An 11,994-nucleotide genomic window follows, 5' to 3' on the forward strand; every position below is an offset into this window, starting at 1 on the left:
ACGGCTCGCGACCGACCCGCTGCGCCGAGCGGCCCCTGCACTGCCGATAGCATTGGACCCATGGCGAGCACGGTTCTGCAGTTCCACGAGGTGTCGGTGGTCCGCGATGGCAACAAGATCCTCGACTCGGTCGATTGGAGCGTCGCCTCCGACGAGCGGTGGGTGATTCTGGGGCCGAACGGCGCCGGCAAGACCACCCTGCTGCAGATCGCTGCAGCCGCGATGCACCCCACATCGGGCAAGGCCGACGTGCTGCAAGAGGCCCTCGGCAAGGTCGACGTTTTCGAATTGCGGCCGATGATCGGCTTCGCCTCCACGGCGATGGCGCGCAAGATCCCGCGCAACGAGACGGTGCTCGACGTCGTGCTCACCGCGGCGTACTCGGTCACCGGGCGGTGGAACGAGGAGTACGAGGCCATCGACCTGCGTCGTGCGCAGCGGGTGCTCAACGAGTGGGGCCTCGACGGCTTCGCCGACCGCCGCTTCGGCAGCCTCTCCGACGGCGAGCAGAAGCGCGTGCAGATCGCGCGATCCGTCATGACCGACCCCGAACTGCTGCTGCTCGACGAGCCGGCCGCGAGCCTCGACCTGGGTGCCCGCGAAGAGCTCGTCGGCCTGCTGGGCGGCTATGCGGCGTCGAGCGCGTCGCCCGCGATCGTCATGGTCACGCACCACGTCGAAGAGATCCCAGTCGGGTTCACGCACGCCCTGCTGCTCAAGAAGGGCGGCATCGTCACGGCGGGCCCGCTCGCCCAGGCGCTCACGGCCGAGAACCTCTCCACGACGTTCGACATGACGATCGAGCTCACCGAGACCGACGGGCGCTACGCGGCACGCGCCGTGTGACCGTTCGCGCCGTCGGTTCTGCTAGAATCGATAGCTGGCCCGTGGGCCACCGTTTTTCCCTGCGTCTGCGCAGGCTTTCGAATCCACCATCCGCACAGCAAGGAAGTCTCCATGAAGACCGACATCCACCCCGAGTACAACGCAATCGTCTTCCGCGACCTCGCTTCGGGCGCCACCTTCCTCACGCGTTCCACGACGACGAGTGACAAGACGATCGAGCTCGACGGTGTCACCTACCCGGTGATCGACGTCGAGATCTCGTCGGAGTCGCACCCGTTCTACACGGGCAAGCAGCGCATCATGGACTCGGCCGGTCGCGTCGAGAAGTTCAACCAGCGCTTCAAGAACTTCGGCAAGTAACACCTGTCAACAAGAAGGCCTCGCCATCGGCGGGGCCTTCTTTGCGTGCCCGGGCGTCGAACCGGTGCCCGGCTATCGAGCGGCTCAGAAGAGGGCGTCGGGCTCGAGCGGGGCCGGGAAGCCGTCGGCGATGCCGACTGTTGCTGACGGGACTGCGGCACCGGCACTCACCGAGACGGATGCCCCGACGAGGCGCCGCACGGGCCACGCGCCCGAGGTCGTGAAGTCGGGCTCGCCGTTCGCGCGGCGATAGGCCTGGTAGCTCTCGGCCTGCTCGCGGCACCAGTCGACCTGTCGCGCGTGCAGATCGGCGACGGCGATCGCCGCGAGTTCGGGGAATGCCCTGGCGATCGCCTGTGCGACGCGCCCGGCGGCGACGGCATCGGCGCCGGCGTCGTGGGCGTTCGGCAGCGAGACGCCGTAGTGCTCGGCGGCGGCCGTCAGCGTTCGTTTGCCGCGACGGTAGCGATCGACCGCCTTGTCGATCACCAGGGGATCGATGACCGGTGCCGGGCCTGGCAGCGGGGCGTGGCCGTAGCGCTCGGCCTCGCGCTCGAGCACGGTGAGGTCGTAGGCGGCGTTGTACGCGACGATGGGGAGCCCTCGAGCCGCGGCGGCTGACAGGGTGCCGATGATCTCGGCGACGGCGGTCGCCGCGTTCTGCCCCTCGAGGCGGGCGCGTTCGGTGCTGACGCCGTGGATGAGCGAAGCGGCCGTCGGAATCTCGACGCCGGGGTCGACGAGCCACTCGCGTCGTTCGAGCGCTTCGCCGTCTGCGCCGATCACGCCGACGTGCGCCGTGACGATGCGGCAGGTGTCGACGTCGATGCCCGTGGTCTCGAGGTCGAAGACGGCGAGTGTTTCGGCCCAGCGGGCTCCCGTGAGATCCATGGCGTCAGGCTATGTCGGGCCACCGTCATCACCTCGTCGTCGGAACGCGTGTCGGCGGCATCCGCGGGTCGTTGCTTCTCCACAGCGCTCAGTGAGGCATCGGTCTCGCGCCATAGAATGTCGATGATGATCACCTCCCCGTATGCCGAGCAGCTCGCTCGCATCCCCGTTCGGGCGCACCGCACCGTGGTCGCCGGCACCGAGACGGCCTGGTGGGAGTACGGCGCGGCAGATGACCCGGTGCTCGTGCTCGTGCACGGCTTCCGCGGCGACCACCACGGCCTCGAACCCGTCGTCGCCCAGCTGCCCGGGTTCCGCATCATCTCGCCCGACCTGCCCGGGTTCGGCGAATCGGCGACCTTCACGGGCCGCCCGCACGACATCTCGGCGTACGCCGACTGGCTCGGCGCCTTCATCGACACGCTCGACCTCGAGGGGCACTACGTGCTGCTCGGTCACTCGTTCGGCTCGATCGTGTCAGCTGCTGCCGTCGCCGGCGGACTCGCGCCAGAGCGCCTCGTGCTCGTGAACCCGATCGGCGCGCCCGCTCTCGAGGGCCCCCGCGGGGTCATGACGAGGCTCGCGGTGCTCTACTACCGCACCGCCGCGGCGCTGCCTGAGCGCGCCGGTTTCGCCCTGCTCCGCAACGGGGCCATCGTGCGGGTGATGAGCGTCACCATGGCGAAGACCCGCTCGAAGTCGCTTCGACGCTTCATCCACGACCAGCACGACCGCTACTTCTCGGCGTTCGGCGACCGCGACGCCGTGCTCGAGGCGTTCCGCGCGTCGGTGAGCCATGACGTCAGCCAGTACGCCGCCGGCATCACGGTGCCGACCCTGCTCGTCGCCGCCGAGCGCGACGATGTCACCCCCCTCGCGGCGCAGCACCGGCTCGTCACGCTCTTCCCCGACGCGAGCCTCGAGGTCATCCCAGAGGTGGGCCACCTCATCCACTACGAGACGCCGGGCGACGCGGCATCGCGCATCCTGCGGTTCCTCCGCGCCGAGGCGCGAGCGTGAGGCTGGTCGTCGACTGCCGGTACACCCGCATCGGGCAGCACGACGGCATCAGCCGGTTCACGGCGGGCATCGTGACCGAGTTGGGCAAGCGGCATCCGCTCACCATGCTCGTCAGCGACCACCGCCAGCTCGACATGCTGCCCGACCTGCCGTGGCAGCTCGTCAGCTCGCCCACGAGCATCCGTGAACCGCTCGTCGCCCTGCAGGTCAAGAAGCTGCGCCCTGACGTGGTCTTCTCGCCCATGCAGACCATGGGCTCGTGGGGCCGCGACTACAAGCTGCTGCTCACACTGCACGACCTCATCTACTACGAGAACCGCACCCCGCCGCGCGACCTGCCGGCACCCGTTCGGCTGCTCTGGCGGCTCTACCACCTCGCGTGGTGGCCGCAGCGGATGCTGCTGAATCGCGCCGACCAGGTCGTGACCGTCTCAGAGACCACTGCCGGGCTCATCCACGAGCACCACCTCACCGACCGTCCGGTCACGGTCGTGCCGAACGCCGCCGACGACCTCGCTCAGCCGGTGCGACCGCGCACCCGACCCGAGGGTCATCGCCTCGTCTACATGGGCTCCTACATGCCCTACAAGAACGTCGACACGCTCGTGCGCGCGGTCGCAGCGCTGCCCGACCACGAGTTGCACCTGTTGAGTCGCATCGGTCGTGACGAGCGGGCACGCCTCACGCGCCTCGCACCGCAGGCGCGGCTCGTCTTCCACGACGGGGTGACGGATGCCGCGTACGCCGAGCTCCTCTCGAGTGCGACCGCGCTCGTGCACGCCTCGAAGGCCGAGGGATTCGGCATCCCGCTCGTCGAGGCGATGCGACTCGGCACGCCGGTCGTGGTCAGCGACATTCCGATCTTCCGCGAGATCGGGGGCGACGCCGCGGTGTACTTCGACGCCGAGAACCCCGAATCCCTCGTCGCGGCCCTGTGGTCGCTCGAGCGAGCGGGTGAGTGGGAGCGGCGCTCCGAGGCGTCGATCGCGATCGCTTCGAAGTACACCTGGGCCGCCTCCGCCGAGCGCCTCCTCGCGCTCATCCGCGCGACGGTCGCCGGCAACGGGCTCCGGCATCGGCGGCGCTCACGCTGATCGCCGGCGCAGTCACCGCCCGTCGGTCGGTGCTGCTTTGGTCCGTGCTGCTTCGCTCGGAGCTGTTTCGGTTGACGCTCCGTCGGTCGGTGCATCCCCGGTCGTGACGAGGTGGTGGCGACGCTCGAGCGCGGCCCCCTCGACGTCGACGTCGGGCATGATTCGGTCGAGCCACTTGGGGATCCACCAGGCGGAACGGCCGAGCAGGTGCATGATCGCCGGCATCAGGAGCATGCGCACCACGAAGGCGTCGACGAGCACACCGAAGGCGAGACCGAAGCCGATCGACCGGATCATCGTGGCGTCCGAGAAGATGAATCCGCCGAAGACCGAGATCATGATGAGGCCGGCCGCGATCACGACCGACCGTCCGGCGCGAAGTCCCTGCGCCACGGCAAGACGCGCAGACGCGCCGTGCACGTAGGCCTCGCGCATGCCGGTGGCGAGGAAGAGCTGGTAGTCCATCGCGAGGCCGAACAGGATTCCGACGAGGATCACTGGCAGGAAGCTCAGGATCGGCCCGGTGCTGATGCCCAGCGGTTCGGCGAACCACCCCCACTGGAACACCGCGACGACCGCACCGTACGTGGCGAACAACGACAGGATGAAGCCGCCCGTCGCGATGATCGGCACGAGCAGTGACCGGAAGACGAGGATCATGATGAGCAGCGACAGACCGACCACGACGACGAGGTAGAGCGGCAGCACGTCGGCCAGGCCCTCGGAGATGTCGATGTTGATCGCGGCCTGCCCGGCGACGCCGAGCACGATGTCGTCGTCGATCGGGGGAAGTTCGCGCAGCTCGCGCACGAGCTGCTCGGTCGAGGCGTCGTTCGGCCCCTCGGCCGGGATCACCTGGAACACGGCGAGCGAGTTGTCGTCGGAGACGTCGACGGCGGCGACGGCGACCACGTCGTCTTGCGCGGCGAGCGCCCCGGCGACCTCGACCTGGCGCGCGAGCACGTCGTCGTCGGTCGTTCCGTCGGGCAGCGTCGCCGTGACGAGCAGCGGGCTGTTCGCGCCCGCGCCGAACTGCTGCTCGGTCACGGTGAACGCCTCGTAGCCCGTCGAGTCGTGCGGCTCGCTCGAGCCGTCGGGAAGGCCGACGCGCATCGAGAGCGATGGAATCGCCATGACGAGCAGTGCGAGCACGGCGACGACGCCTGTGAGCACCGCGCGCCACGTCGGCATGGCGCGCACGACGGGAGGCTGGTGCCGGTTGCCCTCGCCGAGGTGCGCGCGAACGCGGCGTCGGAGGATGCGAGTGCCGAGCAGGCCCAGCAGCGCCGGCGTGAGCGTCGTCGAAATCAGCACGGCGACAGCCACGGCGATCGCGCCCACGGTGCCCATGAGGCCGAGGAACGGGACCCCGGTCACGTTGAGGGCGAGCAGGGCGACGATCACGGTGGCACCCGCGAAGACCACGGCGTTGCCGGAGGTGCCGTTCGCGAGGCCGATCGATTCGATGACCTCTGCACCTTGCAACAGCTGCTTGCGGTGGCGGTTCACGACGAAGAGCGAGTAGTCGATGCCGACCGCGAGTCCGAGCATGACCGCGAGCATCGGCGTGACCGAGGCCATGTCGACGACGCCCGAGAACGCGAGAGAGCCGACGATCGCCACGGCGACGCCGAAGATGGCGGTGACGAGGGGGAGGGATGCCGCGATGACGGAGCCGAGCATCACGAGCAGCACGATCGCCGCGATGACGAGGCCGATCGCCTCGCCGATGCCGAACAGCTCGGGCACGCCCTGGGAGATGTCGGTCGAGAACGAGACGGAGACCCCCTCGATGGCCTCGGCCGAGAAGTGGTCGACGACCGATTGCTTCGCGTCCTCCGAGAGTTCGAGGCGCGGCACGGTGAACGAGACGTTCGCGATCGCCGTCGAGCCGTCGTCCGAGACGAGGCGGACGCCGTCGGCGAAGCCGAGCAGTTCGCCGCCGAGCTCGGCCTGTTCGGCCTGGGCCTCGAGCTCGGCGCGGCCGTCATCGAGCTTGGCCTGTTCGGCGTCGAGCGTTGCGCGCTGGGCGTCGACCTGGGTCTGCTGCACGTCGAGCTGCGCCTGCTGCGCATCGATCTCGTCGGTCGGTGCGCCTGCCGACACCGCTTGCTGCCGCGCGGCGTCGAGTTGTGCCTGGCCCGCGTCGAGCTGGGCCTGACCGGCCTCCAACTGCTCGGTTCCGGCATCGAGCTGCGCCTGGCCGGCGTCGAGTTGGGCCCGCCCGTCGTCGATCTGCTGCTGGCCGTCGGCCAACTGCGTGCGCTGATCATCGAGCTGCTGTTGTGCGTCGAAGGGATCGACCACGTCTTCGACGTCGATGAGGCCGGCCCGGTCGGTGATGAGGGCGCTGATCTCCGATTGCTGCTCGTCGGTCAGCGCTTCGCCATCGGTCGTGGTGAAGACCACGGTTCCTGCGCCGCCGCTGTATTGGGGCAGCTCCGCCTGAAGCTCGTCGATGACCTCGCCCGAGGCGGTGCCCGGCACGTCGAAGCTCGTCGTGAGCCCCTTGAACCCGACGAGGAACCCACCGACGGCGATGGCGAGCACGACGGTCCAGGCGGCGATGACCACCCAGGCCCGCCGTGCCGAGAACTTGCCCAGTCGGTACAACAGCTCAGCCACGTCAGATTCCTCTCGCGCGCGATCGAGAATCCGATCGACCGTGCGAGTATACGAGACGCACCGTCTCGTCTTTCTGTGAGTAGCATGTGCAGGTGTCCGAGCATCGACGTGGTCCGATCCGAAGCGAGGCAGCTCGCGTCGCGATCCTCGATGCCACGGCGCGGCTCTTCGAGACCCGGGGATACGATCACCTCACCATGGAGGGCATCGCCGCCGAGGCTCACGTTGGCAAGCAGACGATCTACCGCTGGTGGCCGTCGAAGGGCGCTCTCGTCGCCGATTGCCTGCTCGAGGGACGACTCCTCGTCGGCGGTTACACGCCGGCCGACTCCGGTGACCTGCGCGCCGATCTCGCCACGTGGCTGCACGTCATGCTGACGTTCGTCGAGCGGCAGGGCGGCGACTCGCTCGTGCTCTCGCTCATCGCGGCGGCGACCGACCACTCCGATGTCGGAGCGCGTCTGGCCGAAGGCCTCGGCGCGAACTCCCTGCTGCGGGCCCGCCTCGAATCGGGCGTCGCTGCCGGTCAGCTCTCGCCCGAACGCCCGCTCGAGGAGCTCGCCGAGGCCTTCGTCGGCGTCGCGCTCGTGCGCGCGCTCGGACGCACGTCGTCGAGCGCCGCGGAAGCCCGGCGTATCGTCGATGCGGTCCTGGGCGGTGCTGCGCCTTCAGCGCCGGCGACGCCCTAGGCGTCGGTGCCGGTGAGCGCCTCGGGCTCGACGAGTTCGAGGGAACCCGCGGTGACGCGCACGAGGTGCACGGATCCGTTGGCGATCGAATACCCGACGCCCGGCAGGGTGCCGTCGCTCAGGTGCAGCATGAGCGAGTGGATGACGCCGCCGTGCGAGACGACCACCACCGCGCCGCCGGGGTGCGCCGAGGCGATCGTGGTGAGCGCTGCCGTCGCCCGTTCGATCACGACCGAGCGGGGTTCGAGGCCCTCGATGGTGGCCGCCTGCGCCTCGACGGCGGCCCGGCCGACGTGGTCGAGGCCCTCGAGCACGCCGTGCGCCCGCTCGGCCAAGGTCGCGATGAGCTTCGGTTCGGGCAGTTCGAGCGAGCGGGCGATGATCTGTGCCGTCTCAGCCGCCCGCGAGAGCGTGCTGCCGTAGACGGCGTCCCAGGAATCGACGCCGAGCAGTGCGGCCGTCTGCGCCGCCTGGCCGCGCCCGGTGTCGTTCAGCGGAATGTCGGTCGTGCCCTGCAGGCGCCGCAGGCGGTTCCACTCGGTCTCGCCGTGGCGCACGAGGGCGATGAGCACAGGAGCGGTGTCAGCGGGTGGGGTCGCGGCATCCGTCATGGGTCCAACTCTCGCAGAGCGGCGCCGAGGTTCACGAATCGAGCGCGGCGGCGAATGCGGCGAGCGTCTCGCTCGCGCCGGCATCGATCTTGATCGCGGCACGGCTGTCGCCCTTGGTGATGCCGCGGTTCACGACGACGATCGGCAGTCGCTTGCGGCGCGCCTGCTCGATGAGCCGCATGCCCGAGTTCACGACGAGCGAGGAGCCGGCGACGAGCAGCACGTCGGCCGTCTGAACGAGGGATGCCGCGGCCTGGAAGGTGTCTGACGGCACGAACTCGCCGAAGAACACCACGTCGGGCTTCAGGATGCCGCCGCAGACGGTGCACGATGGGATCGTCATGGCATCGACGTCGTCGACCTCGACGTCGCCGTCGGGAGCCGGCCTGATGGCGGTCTCGAGATCGATGTCGGGGTTGAGCGTCTCGAGACGCTCGGCGATCGCCTGGCGCGCGTAGTGCTGGCCGCAGGTGAGGCAGAGCACCCGATCCATGCTGCCGTGCAGCTCGATGACGTGGCGGTTGCCGGCGCGGCGGTGCAGGCCGTCGACGTTCTGCGTGATGACGCCGGTGACGACGCCGTTCGCCTCGAGGGCGGCGAGGGCGAGATGTCCGCGGTTGGGGGTCGCGCTGCCGAAGCTGCGCCAACCGAGATGACTGCCTGCCCAGTAGCGCTTGCGCGCCTGCTCGGAGGCGAGAAAGGTCTGCACCGTCATCGGCGTGCGAACGGGGGCACCTTCGCCTCGATAGTCGGGGATGCCCGAATCGGTACTGACGCCCGCACCCGTGAGCACCGCCACGCGCGCGCCGCGCAGCAACTCGATCGCCTCGGCGAGGCGTGCCTCGGCGATGATCGGAGCCTCGATGCCAGTGCTCACTGCACGTCTCCCTTCGAGCGTGGTCCGATTCTAGACGTGTCCGTTTTCCGGAATGTTTCGGGCACTGGCAGGCTGGAGGTGAGGAGACACATGCACATCGAACGAGTCCGCGACGCGGCATCCGACGCGGTGGCCGACTACGCGCGGCTCACCGACGTCGTGCTGCGCAGCACCCGAGAGCCCGAGCAGGGGCTCTACATCGCCGAGTCCGCGAAGGTCATCGCCCGAGCCATCCGTGCGGGGCACCGACCGCGCTCGGTGCTGATGGAGGAGAAGTGGCTCGCGGCGCTCGAGCCGACGCTCGCGCCGTTCGACATCCCGGTGCACCTGGCCGAGCCCGACCAGCTCGAGGAGATCACCGGGTATCGCGTGCACCGCGGCGCGCTGGCGGCATTCGAGCGGCCCGTGCTCGCCGATCCCGCCGAGTTGCTCGCCGGCGCGCGTCGCGTCGTGGTGCTCGAAGACATCGTCGACCACACCAATGTGGGCGCCATCTTCCGCAGCGTCGCGGCGCTCGGCGCCGACGCCGTCTTCGTGAGTCCGCGGTGCGCCGACCCGCTCTACCGTCGCAGCGTGCGGGTCAGCATGGGCACGGTGTTCCAGGTGCCGTGGACGCGATTGCCCGAGTGGCCGCAGGCGGCAGAACTGCTGCACGCCCACGACTTCACGATCGCGGCTCTCGCCCTCGCCGACGACGCGGTCTCGCTGCCGGCCCTGGCGGCCGACCCGCCCGAGCGACTCGCGCTCGTCTTCGGCGCAGAGGGCGACGGGCTCAGTCGCACCGCGCTCGAGTCCGCCGATCGGGTCGTCACCATTCCGATGCGCCACGGCGTCGACTCGCTGAACGTCGCGGCTGCCGCCGCGGTCGTGCTCTACGCGGTCGCGCTCGACGAGGCGGTCTCCGATGTCTGACCCCGACGTGCGGCAGGCGAACGCGCGCGTGTACCGGCGCCGGCGCATCGTCGTGTTCAGCGCCCTCGCGATCGTCGTCGCCCTCGTCACCACGGGTGGCGTCTACACCGCCAACGCGCTCGGCGCCGCCGTGCCGGCCGCTGCGCCGGCGGTGACCGACCCCGAGCCCGTCGCCGCACCCGCTCAGCCGCTCGCCCTGCCCGGGTTCGGCAGCTATGCGGTCGGCGCCGTCGGCTTCGACGGACTCGTCGCGGCGGGCAACGAGTCGACGCCGATGGCGATGGCGAGCCTCGTGAAGATCATCACCGCACTCGTCGTGCTCGAGGCGCATCCGATCGCCGCGGGCGAGGGCGGCCCCGACATCGCGTACACCGAAGCCGACGTCGACATCTACTGGGATCAGGTCGCGCAGAACGCCTCGGTCGCCCCGGTCGCTGCCGGGTCGACGTTGACGCTGCGCGAGAGCCTCGAGGCGATGCTGCTCGCCTCGGGCGGCAACTACTCGATCTCGATCGCCAACTGGGCGTTCGGCTCCGTCGATGCGTTCCTCGACCGCGCGCGAGCCTGGGTCGCCGAGAAGGGGCTCGTCAACACGCAACTGGCCGACTCCAGCGGTCTCTCGCTCGACAACGTCAGCACGGCGACCGACATGGTGCAGCTCGGTCAGATCGCCCTCGCCGAGCCGACCATCGCCGAGATCGTGGCCACCCAGTCGGCCGACCTGCCCGAGATCGGCACCGTCAAGAACTCGAACAAGCTGCTCGGCACGCACGGCGTCGACGGCATCAAGACCGGCACCACCGACGACGCAGCGAACCTGCTGTTCTCGGCCGATGTGCCGGTCGGCGGCTCGAGCGTCACCGTCGTCGGCGTGCTGCTCGGCGGCGAGAACCACTCGGTGCTGAACGAGGCGATCGCGGCTTTACTCGACTCCGTCGCTCCCGGGTTCCACGAGGTCGCGCCGCTCGAAGTCGACCAGGTGCTCGCCGAGTACACGACCCCGTGGGGCGAGACGGCGCGGGCGCGCACCGCCGATGGGGCATCCCTCGTCGTCTGGAGCGATACGCCCGTCGACGTCGAGGTGCTCGCCGAGCCCGTCACGCTCGCGCCGAAGGGGCAGCAGGTCGGCACCGCCATCGTGCGTGCCGGGTCTCAGGAGATCAGCGTGCCGCTCGTGCTCGACGCCGCGATCGACGATCCCGGCACCTGGTGGCGCCTCTCGAATCCGGGTGCGCTCGACTGAGTCGCTGGTGGGCGGTCGTGCCGGAAGAGGGTGGGCTCACTCGGGCAGCGAGTACGGCCCGGCATCCGGTCGCTTGGCGCTGATGAGGTCGCCCGACGACTGGTGCCGGATGCGGCGAACCACCCACGGCACGAGGTACTCGCGCGCCCATGACAGGTCATCGACGCGCGCCTGCCGCCACGTGCTCGACGGCAGCGGTTCGGGCTTCAGCGGCTCGAGCGTGTTGCCGACGTTGAGCGCGTCGAGCACCATGCGCGCGACCGTGTGGTGGCCGAGCGAGTTGAGGTGCAGCCGGTCGGGCGACCACATGCGCTGGTCTTGGATCTCGGTGAGCGCCCACTGGTCGGCGACGATCAGGTCGTACTTCGCAGCGATCGTGCGCAGGTTCTCGTTGTAGATCGCCACCTTGCCGCGGATGCCCCGGAACACGGGCGAGAAACCGACGTCGACGCCCGTGAAGATCACGATGGTCGCGTTGTCTCGCGAGAGTCGCTCGATCGCGTACTCGAACCGGGCCGCGATCTCGTCGGGATCGGTGCGGGGGCGAATGACGTCGTTGCCGCCCGCCGAGATCGTGATGAGGTCGGGCCGCAGGGCGAGCGCCGGCTCGAGCTGCTCGTCGATGATCTGCTGGATGAGCTTGCCGCGCACGGCGAGGTTCGCGTACGCCAAGTCTTCGGTGCCCTGCGCGAGCACTTCGGCGACGCGGTCGGCCCATCCGCGGTGGCCGCCGGGCGCGTTCGGCTCGGGGTCGCCGATGCCCTCGGTGAAGGAATCGCCGAGGGCGACGTAGCGAGACCAGGGATGCTGCTGCGTGACCATTCCT

The 11,994-nt window shown here is 69.6% G+C and carries 12 protein-coding genes; 7 read left to right on the top strand and 5 right to left on the bottom strand.

Going from position 1 to position 11,994, the window contains the following annotated elements; translation table 11 throughout:
* Positions 1-60 precede the first annotated feature (60 nt).
* A complete protein-coding gene (locus H521_RS0105820) occupies positions 61-846 on the top strand; it encodes an ABC transporter ATP-binding protein (protein WP_022892087.1) in 786 nt (261 codons plus the stop codon).
* A gap of 111 nt (positions 847-957) precedes the next feature.
* The gene (locus tag H521_RS0105825; protein ID WP_022892088.1) at positions 958-1,206 is read left to right on the top strand and encodes a type B 50S ribosomal protein L31; all 249 of its coding nucleotides are present in this window, start codon (positions 958-960) and stop codon (positions 1,204-1,206) included.
* An 84-nt stretch (positions 1,207-1,290) separates the two neighbouring features.
* On the opposite strand, the gene H521_RS21695 is transcribed toward H521_RS0105825, so the two are convergent.
* Positions 1,291-2,097: an exonuclease domain-containing protein gene (locus H521_RS21695; RefSeq protein WP_022892089.1), complete on the bottom strand. Its 807-nt coding sequence runs from the start codon at positions 2,095-2,097 to the stop codon at positions 1,291-1,293.
* 123 nt (positions 2,098-2,220) lie between these two features.
* On the opposite strand from H521_RS21695, the gene H521_RS0105835 reads away from it, so the two are divergent.
* The gene (locus H521_RS0105835) at positions 2,221-3,117 is read left to right on the top strand and encodes an alpha/beta fold hydrolase (RefSeq protein WP_026481953.1); all 897 of its coding nucleotides are present in this window, start codon (positions 2,221-2,223) and stop codon (positions 3,115-3,117) included.
* Positions 3,114-4,211: a glycosyltransferase family 4 protein gene (locus H521_RS0105840; protein WP_022892091.1), complete on the top strand. Its 1,098-nt coding sequence runs from the start codon at positions 3,114-3,116 to the stop codon at positions 4,209-4,211. The genes H521_RS0105835 and H521_RS0105840 overlap by 4 nt, the downstream gene beginning before the upstream one ends.
* Positions 4,212-4,223: 12 nt before the next feature.
* On the opposite strand, the gene H521_RS21700 is transcribed toward H521_RS0105840, so the two are convergent.
* Positions 4,224-6,836: an MMPL family transporter gene (locus H521_RS21700; RefSeq protein WP_022892092.1), complete on the bottom strand. Its 2,613-nt coding sequence runs from the start codon at positions 6,834-6,836 to the stop codon at positions 4,224-4,226.
* 92 nt (positions 6,837-6,928) lie between these two features.
* Between H521_RS21700 and H521_RS0105850 the strand changes: the two genes are divergently transcribed.
* Positions 6,929-7,525 carry a TetR/AcrR family transcriptional regulator gene (locus H521_RS0105850; protein WP_156891288.1) on the top strand — a complete coding sequence of 199 codons (597 nt, stop codon included), beginning with the start codon at positions 6,929-6,931 and terminating at the stop codon, positions 7,523-7,525.
* Here the strand turns inward: H521_RS0105850 and H521_RS21705 are convergent.
* Together H521_RS21705 and H521_RS0105860 are read right to left on the bottom strand one after the other, a co-directional pair.
* Entirely contained in the window at positions 7,522-8,136 is a 615-nt protein-coding gene (locus tag H521_RS21705) for a histidine phosphatase family protein (RefSeq protein ID WP_156891289.1), read from the bottom strand. The two genes, H521_RS0105850 and H521_RS21705, sit on opposite strands and share 4 nt — an antisense overlap.
* 31 nt (positions 8,137-8,167) lie before the next feature.
* Positions 8,168-9,013: an NAD-dependent protein deacetylase gene (locus H521_RS0105860; protein WP_022892095.1), complete on the bottom strand. Its 846-nt coding sequence runs from the start codon at positions 9,011-9,013 to the stop codon at positions 8,168-8,170.
* A 90-nt stretch (positions 9,014-9,103) separates the two neighbouring features.
* Here H521_RS0105860 and H521_RS0105865 point away from each other — a divergent pair, with 90 nt between their 5' ends.
* Both H521_RS0105865 and H521_RS0105870 read left to right on the top strand, forming a co-directional pair.
* A complete protein-coding gene (locus H521_RS0105865) occupies positions 9,104-9,925 on the top strand; it encodes a TrmH family RNA methyltransferase (RefSeq protein ID WP_022892096.1) in 822 nt (273 codons plus the stop codon).
* On the top strand, positions 9,918-11,168 hold the full coding sequence (locus H521_RS0105870) for a D-alanyl-D-alanine carboxypeptidase family protein (RefSeq protein WP_022892097.1): 1,251 nt from the start codon (positions 9,918-9,920) through the stop codon (positions 11,166-11,168). Before H521_RS0105865 ends, H521_RS0105870 begins: the two co-directional genes overlap by 8 nt.
* A gap of 36 nt (positions 11,169-11,204) precedes the next feature.
* Here H521_RS0105870 and H521_RS0105875 read toward each other — a convergent pair whose 3' ends face one another.
* Positions 11,205-11,990 carry an SGNH/GDSL hydrolase family protein gene (locus H521_RS0105875; RefSeq protein ID WP_022892098.1) on the bottom strand — a complete coding sequence of 262 codons (786 nt, stop codon included), beginning with the start codon at positions 11,988-11,990 and terminating at the stop codon, positions 11,205-11,207.
* Positions 11,991-11,994 lie beyond the last annotated feature (4 nt).

This window comes from Agromyces subbeticus DSM 16689 (genome assembly GCF_000421565.1).
Classification (GTDB): Bacteria; Actinomycetota; Actinomycetes; order Actinomycetales; family Microbacteriaceae; genus Agromyces; species Agromyces subbeticus.